The organism is Rhizobacter sp. P3_B12 (assembly GCF_056402895.1).
In genome coordinates this window covers 1-5275 of the sequence record NZ_JBFUGN010000403.1, presented here as the reverse complement: position 1 = coordinate 5275, position 5275 = coordinate 1, and the positions used below count along the sequence as shown (strand labels likewise).

Here is a 5275-nt window from a genome sequence, read left to right as displayed (position 1 = left end):
GTCCAGGTGTAGCCGCCGTCATTGCCGGGGTTGGCGTCGAACCAGTCGTAGTCGTTGTACGTGGCCGGGCCGTTGCCGAGCGCCAGGCCGTCGTTGGTGCCGGTCCACGCGAACAGGCGGTTGGTGTTGGTGCCGGTCTGCGAGCTGCAGTGGTAGGCATCGCACAGCGTGAATGCATTGGCCAGCGCGTACTGGAAGGGCAGGTCGTCCTGGGTGTAGTAACCCATCGCATGGTTCTTCTTGTAGGTGGTCCAGGTGTTCATGCGGCCCTGGTCCCAGGCGTACTGCGCGTCGCCCCACGAGTGCGGCGTGCCCTCCACCCGCATCACCTCGAAGTTCTGCGTGGTGTTCAGGTGGAAGGGCGCGACCACCGCCGGCGCGGCACCGGCCACGGCGTTGGGCTGCGACCAGACCGTGCGGCGCTGGATGGCGCCGGCATCGGGCACCGGGATCGCGAACGGATCGGCGAAGCCGCGCACGCCGTTGAGCGCGCCGAAGTAGTGGTCGAACGAGCGGTTCTCCTGCATCAGCAGCACGATGTGCTCGACATCCTTCAGCGTGCCGGTCGCGTTGTTGGCCTGTATCGCGAGGGCCTTCTGGATGGCGGGAGGGAACAGACCGAGCGCGAGGGAGGAGCCGGCGGCGGTGCGGAGGAAGTTACGGCGGTTGAGCGTCATGGCATCGGTCCGTGTCAGGGCGCGCAGTGCAGGTCGCGGGTGTTGCCCGCCGAGCCGCAATCCTTGTTGTCGTTGCCGCCGCCGCAGGCGGTCAGCGCGACGGCGATCGCGATGCCCACGCCCAACGCGAAGCGCCGGGCGGAAGCGGCTGCAGTCGATGCAGGCGGTGTGTGGGGGAGCGATGTGCTGCGGGCCGGCGTGGCCGGCCGCTGGGTGTAGAGGGTGTGCATGGGGGTTCCAAGGGAGGTGGGGGAGCGGTCGATCCCACCCATGCTATGTGGCAATTATTGTGTTTGTGTGACCTTGTGCGTTTCTGATTCGATGGGCTCGCGCATGCAGCGACGCTGACAAATTTGTCATCTGCCGGACAGGTTCCCGTCCGGCAGCGGTTCCTACGATGGCGCGGTTCTGACCACCTGCCATCGCAGAAACCAACCCATGAAACTCGCCACCTTTGCCGTGACCGCGGTCGCACTGGCCGCTGCCTCGGCAGCCAATGCGCAAGACGCGCAAGCCTCCTCCACCAACGTGACGCTGTACGGCGTTGCCGATGCCTACGTGCAGTTCGCCAACGGCGCGGCCAACCTGAGCCGCGTGCAGTCGGGCGGCCTGCAGGGCTCGCGCTTCGGCCTGCGCGTCACCGAAGACCTCGGCGGCGGCCTGCGTGCCCTGGCCGTGCTCGAAAGCGGCGTCAACCTCGACGACGGCACCAACGGCCAGAACGCGTTCTGGGGCCGCCAGTCGTACGTCGGCATCGGCTCGGCGCAGTTCGGCACGCTGACCCTGGGTCGCCAGTACGGCAGCGTCTACAACCTGTCGAGCGACTTCAGCGAGTTCTCGAACGTCTCGACCGGCGCGAGCACGGCCGTGATCGGCGGCTTCGGCGGCTACGAGCCGRTGCGCGGCGGCACCACCACCACGGCCACCGGCAACGGCGGCCCGGCGCGCATCAACAACTCGGTCAAGTACGAGACCCCGACCTTCAGCGGCTTCAAGGCCGGYGCACTGTGGGGCTTCGGTGAAGCCACCGGYGCCACCAACGAGCAGCGCACCGCCGATGTCTACGCCCGCTACAGCGGCTACGGCTTCGACGCGATGCTGTCGTTCGTCGACGACAAGCAGGACCTGACCTCGCAGGACGTGYGCACGACCTCGGGCGCGGTCGGCTACACGTACGGCGACTGGCACGGCACGGCCGGCGTGATCGCGGTGAACGACCGCAGCGCGGTGGATGCCGACGGCCAGGGCTTCTGGGTCGGCGGCGACTACCGCTTCGGCGCGAACACGGTGCGTGCGCAGTACGTGCAGAACAAGGCCAAGAACGTGAACGAAGGCAAGACGCAGGCCTTCGGCGTSGGCTACCAGTACGACCTGTCGAAGCGCACGGCGCTGTACAGCGCGGTGACCCGCTTCAAGAACGAAGGCGACGGCTACGCCGACCGCTGGGCCAGCGCCGTGCCGGCCGGCCTGACGAMSGCMGGGGAYCGCAACATCACCGAGTTCWCCASCGGCATCCGCCACTCGTTCTGATCGAGTGACCTGAAAGCAAAAAGCCCGCTCGATGAGCGGGCTTTTTTTGCTTGTCGGCCGAACCCTTGCCAGTGACGCGTCGAAATAGTAACGTTGCTACATTGCAGGGGGACAGCAATGACCATCACCACCACGCTCTCCAGTCGAGAGTTCAATCAAGACACCGCGGGTGCAAAAAAGGCAGCATCGAAGGGCCCTGTCGTCATCACCGACCGCGGTCAGCCCTCGCATGTGCTGATGACCTACGAGCGCTACCAGGCACTCACGGGTCGTCAGGCGAGCATCGTCTCGCTGATCGCGATGCCTGATGCCGCGGATATCCAATTCGAACCCGGGCGATTGGGCGCGGTTTACCGGCCTGCAGAGTTCGATTGATGTACTTGCTCGACACCAATGTGGTGTCCGAGTTGCGCAAGGCGGCACAGGGTCGCGCCGATGCGAACGTCGTGACGTGGGCGGATTCCGTCGCGGGAAGCGACCTGTTCCTGTCCTCCATCACGGCGCTCGAACTGGAACTGGGCATCCTGCAACTGCAGCGTCGAGATGCTGCCCAGGCGACACGGTTGCGCAAATGGATGGACGATCAGGTCTTGCCTGCGTTCGACGGCCGGATTCTTCCTGTCGACCTGTCGGTCGCTCTGCGGTGTGCGGCCTTGCATGTGCCAAATCCCCGGGCCGAACGCGATTGCCTGATTGCCGCCACCGCCCTGGTTCACGGATTGACTGTCGCCACACGCAACGTGGTCGACTTCGAGGGGACTGGCACAAAACTTCTGAATCCCTGGAAGCCCTCGGGCAAACAGGCCTGAAGTTGACGATGAAGGCGCCGAGGCGCATCTTGCGGTCGCTCATGGGATGGTCCTTGGCAGAGGGCCGGCTCAGAGTGCGAAACGCAGGCCGGACGGCAGCGGCGAACGGGTGCCGGCGAACTCGGCCAGCACGTCTTCCTTGACGCGCGAGAACGCCAGGCCGACGCGGTCGCGCGGGTGATCCAGTTCCACCGGCACGATGCGCCGGATGCGGCCCGGCCGCGGCGCCATCACCACCACCTTGTCGCCGAGGTACACCGCCTCCTCGACGTCGTGCGTCACGAGGATCATCGTGATCTCCTCGGCCTGCCAGATGCGGTGCAGCGCCTGCTGCAGGTGGGCGCGTGTCAGCGCATCGAGCGCGCCGAACGGTTCGTCGAGCAGCAGCACCTCGGGCCGGTTGACCAGCGCCCGCGCGATCGCCACGCGCTGCGACATGCCGCCCGACAGCTGGTGTGGCCACGCCGTCTCGAAGCCGGCCAGGCCCACCAGCGCGATGTGCTCGCGCACCGTGTCGGCCTTCTGTTGCTCGCTGAGCTCGCCGTTCAGCAGCCCGAGCCCGATGTTCTGCTCCACCGTCAGCCACGGGAACAGCCGGTGCTCCTGGAACACGATGCCGCGGTCCAGGCTGGTGCCGACGATGCGCTCGCCGTCGAGCAGCACCTCGCCCTGGTAGTTCTCCTCCAGCCCGACGATCAGCCGCAGCAGCGTCGACTTGCCGCAGCCGCTGCTGCCGACGATGCTGACGAACTCGCCGGGGTTGACGGTGAGCGTGATGTCCTCGAGCACGGGCAGCGGTTCGCCCTTCACTTCGTACTGCTTGCTCAGGTGCTGGATCTGCAGGGTGCCGGCGTGCGCCATGGGGAGTGCCTCGGGTGGGGATTCATCGCGAGACCTTAGGAGTGCGGCCCGGCGCTGTGAACTGCGCATTTCGCGCTTGCATATCTGCCCCTGCCGCAACCGATGCGCTGCGATACGACGCGTTGCATCTGATGGGGCTAACCCGAGTGCCACGAACGCGCGACCGGCGGCACACTGGTTGCGTTGAAATCGATTTCAACCGCAGTTGTAGACAAACCGTCCAGAACATGACGGTGCGCCGTCGCAAGACCGCCGCGCCGAGGGAAAGGAGACACGGAATGATGCAGTTGCAGTCCTCCCGCAGGCCATTGGCCACCCCTGAGCGCCCGGGCATCCCCAGCCCGTCCTGACCGCGCTCGAACACTCCGCGAATCGTTGTACCCACCGCTGCGCCCTGGCGCGGCGGTGGCGCAGTGCGCTTGATCGCAGTTTCACTCGCAGTTTCATTCGCAGTTTCACTATCGTGAAAACGTTTTCACAACAGGAGACATTTCGATGAAGACCCGATTCCCCATGCTTTCGGCCGTTGCCGCCGCCGTGCTCGCCCTGTCGCTCGCCGCACCGGCGCGCGCCGCCGATGCCGAGTACACGCAGCGCTTCCTGACGCAGTACAACAAGATCAAGGATCCGGCGAACGGTTACTTCAGCAGCGACGGCGTGCCGTACCACTCGATCGAGACGCTGATGGTCGAGGCGCCCGACTACGGCCATGAGACGACCTCCGAGGCCTACAGCTTCTGGCTCTGGATGGAGGCGCAGTACGGCCGCGTCACCGGCGACTGGGCACCGCTGAAGGCCGCCTGGGCGACGATGGAGAGGACCATCATCCCGCCCACCGCCGACCAGCCCACCAACAGCTTCTACAACCCCGCCAAGCCGGCCACCTACGCCGGCGAGTTCGCGCTGCCGAAGAACTACCCCGCGCCGCTGGACAACTCGGTGACCGCGGGGCAGGACCCGATCGCCACCGAGCTCGCAGCGGCCTACGGCACGCGCGACATCTACGGCATGCACTGGCTGACCGACGTCGACAACTGGTACGGCTACGGCCGCTGCGGCGACGGCACCACGAAGCCGGCCTACATCAACACCTTCCAGCGCGGGCCGCAGGAATCGGTGTGGGAGACGATTCCCCATCCCTCGTGCGACACCTTCCGCTGGGGCCGCAGCGGCGGCACGCAGGGCTTCCTGAGCCTGTTCATCGGCGACCAGAGCTACGCGAAGCAGTGGCGCTACACCAATGCGCCGGATGCCGATGCGCGCGCGATCCAGGCCGTCTACTGGGCCTCGGTGTGGGCGAAGGCGCAGGGCAAGGGCGCGGACGTGGCCGACCTCGTCAAGAAGGCGGCCCGCATGGGCGACTACCTGCGGTACTCGATGTTCGACAAGTACTTCAAG

General features: G+C 66.3%; 7 protein-coding genes. 4 read left to right on the top strand and 3 right to left on the bottom strand.

Annotation, left to right across the window (positions count from 1 at the left end; all coding sequences use genetic code 11):
* Nucleotides 1-677 (bottom strand): alkaline phosphatase family protein (locus tag AC1D01_RS19660; RefSeq protein WP_477869224.1); only part of this gene is annotated, 677 nt, incomplete at its 3' end.
* Nucleotides 678-691: 14 nt separating this feature from the next.
* Nucleotides 692-907: a hypothetical protein gene (locus AC1D01_RS19655; protein ID WP_477869222.1), complete on the bottom strand. Its 216-nt coding sequence runs from the start codon at nt 905-907 to the stop codon at nt 692-694.
* A 208-nt stretch (nt 908-1115) separates the two neighbouring features.
* Here AC1D01_RS19655 and AC1D01_RS19650 point away from each other — a divergent pair, with 208 nt between their 5' ends.
* From AC1D01_RS19650 to AC1D01_RS19640, 3 genes are all read left to right on the top strand, one after another.
* Entirely contained in the window at nt 1116-2207 is a 1092-nt protein-coding gene (locus tag AC1D01_RS19650) for a porin (protein ID WP_477869220.1), read from the top strand.
* Nucleotides 2208-2324: 117 nt separating this feature from the next.
* Nucleotides 2325-2582 carry a type II toxin-antitoxin system Phd/YefM family antitoxin gene (locus AC1D01_RS19645; RefSeq protein ID WP_477869218.1) on the top strand — a complete coding sequence of 86 codons (258 nt, stop codon included), beginning with the start codon at nt 2325-2327 and terminating at the stop codon, nt 2580-2582.
* On the top strand, nt 2579-3016 hold the full coding sequence (locus AC1D01_RS19640) for a type II toxin-antitoxin system VapC family toxin (protein ID WP_477869216.1): 438 nt from the start codon (nt 2579-2581) through the stop codon (nt 3014-3016). Before AC1D01_RS19645 ends, AC1D01_RS19640 begins: the two co-directional genes overlap by 4 nt.
* 69 nt (nt 3017-3085) lie before the next feature.
* Here AC1D01_RS19640 and AC1D01_RS19635 read toward each other — a convergent pair whose 3' ends face one another.
* The gene (locus AC1D01_RS19635; RefSeq protein ID WP_477869214.1) at nt 3086-3877 is read right to left on the bottom strand and encodes an ABC transporter ATP-binding protein; all 792 of its coding nucleotides are present in this window, start codon (nt 3875-3877) and stop codon (nt 3086-3088) included.
* Between the two features lie 495 nt (nt 3878-4372).
* Here AC1D01_RS19635 and AC1D01_RS19630 point away from each other — a divergent pair.
* Nucleotides 4373-5275: glycoside hydrolase family 48 protein (locus tag AC1D01_RS19630; RefSeq protein ID WP_477869212.1), on the top strand; the 903-nt coding region annotated here is incomplete at its 3' end.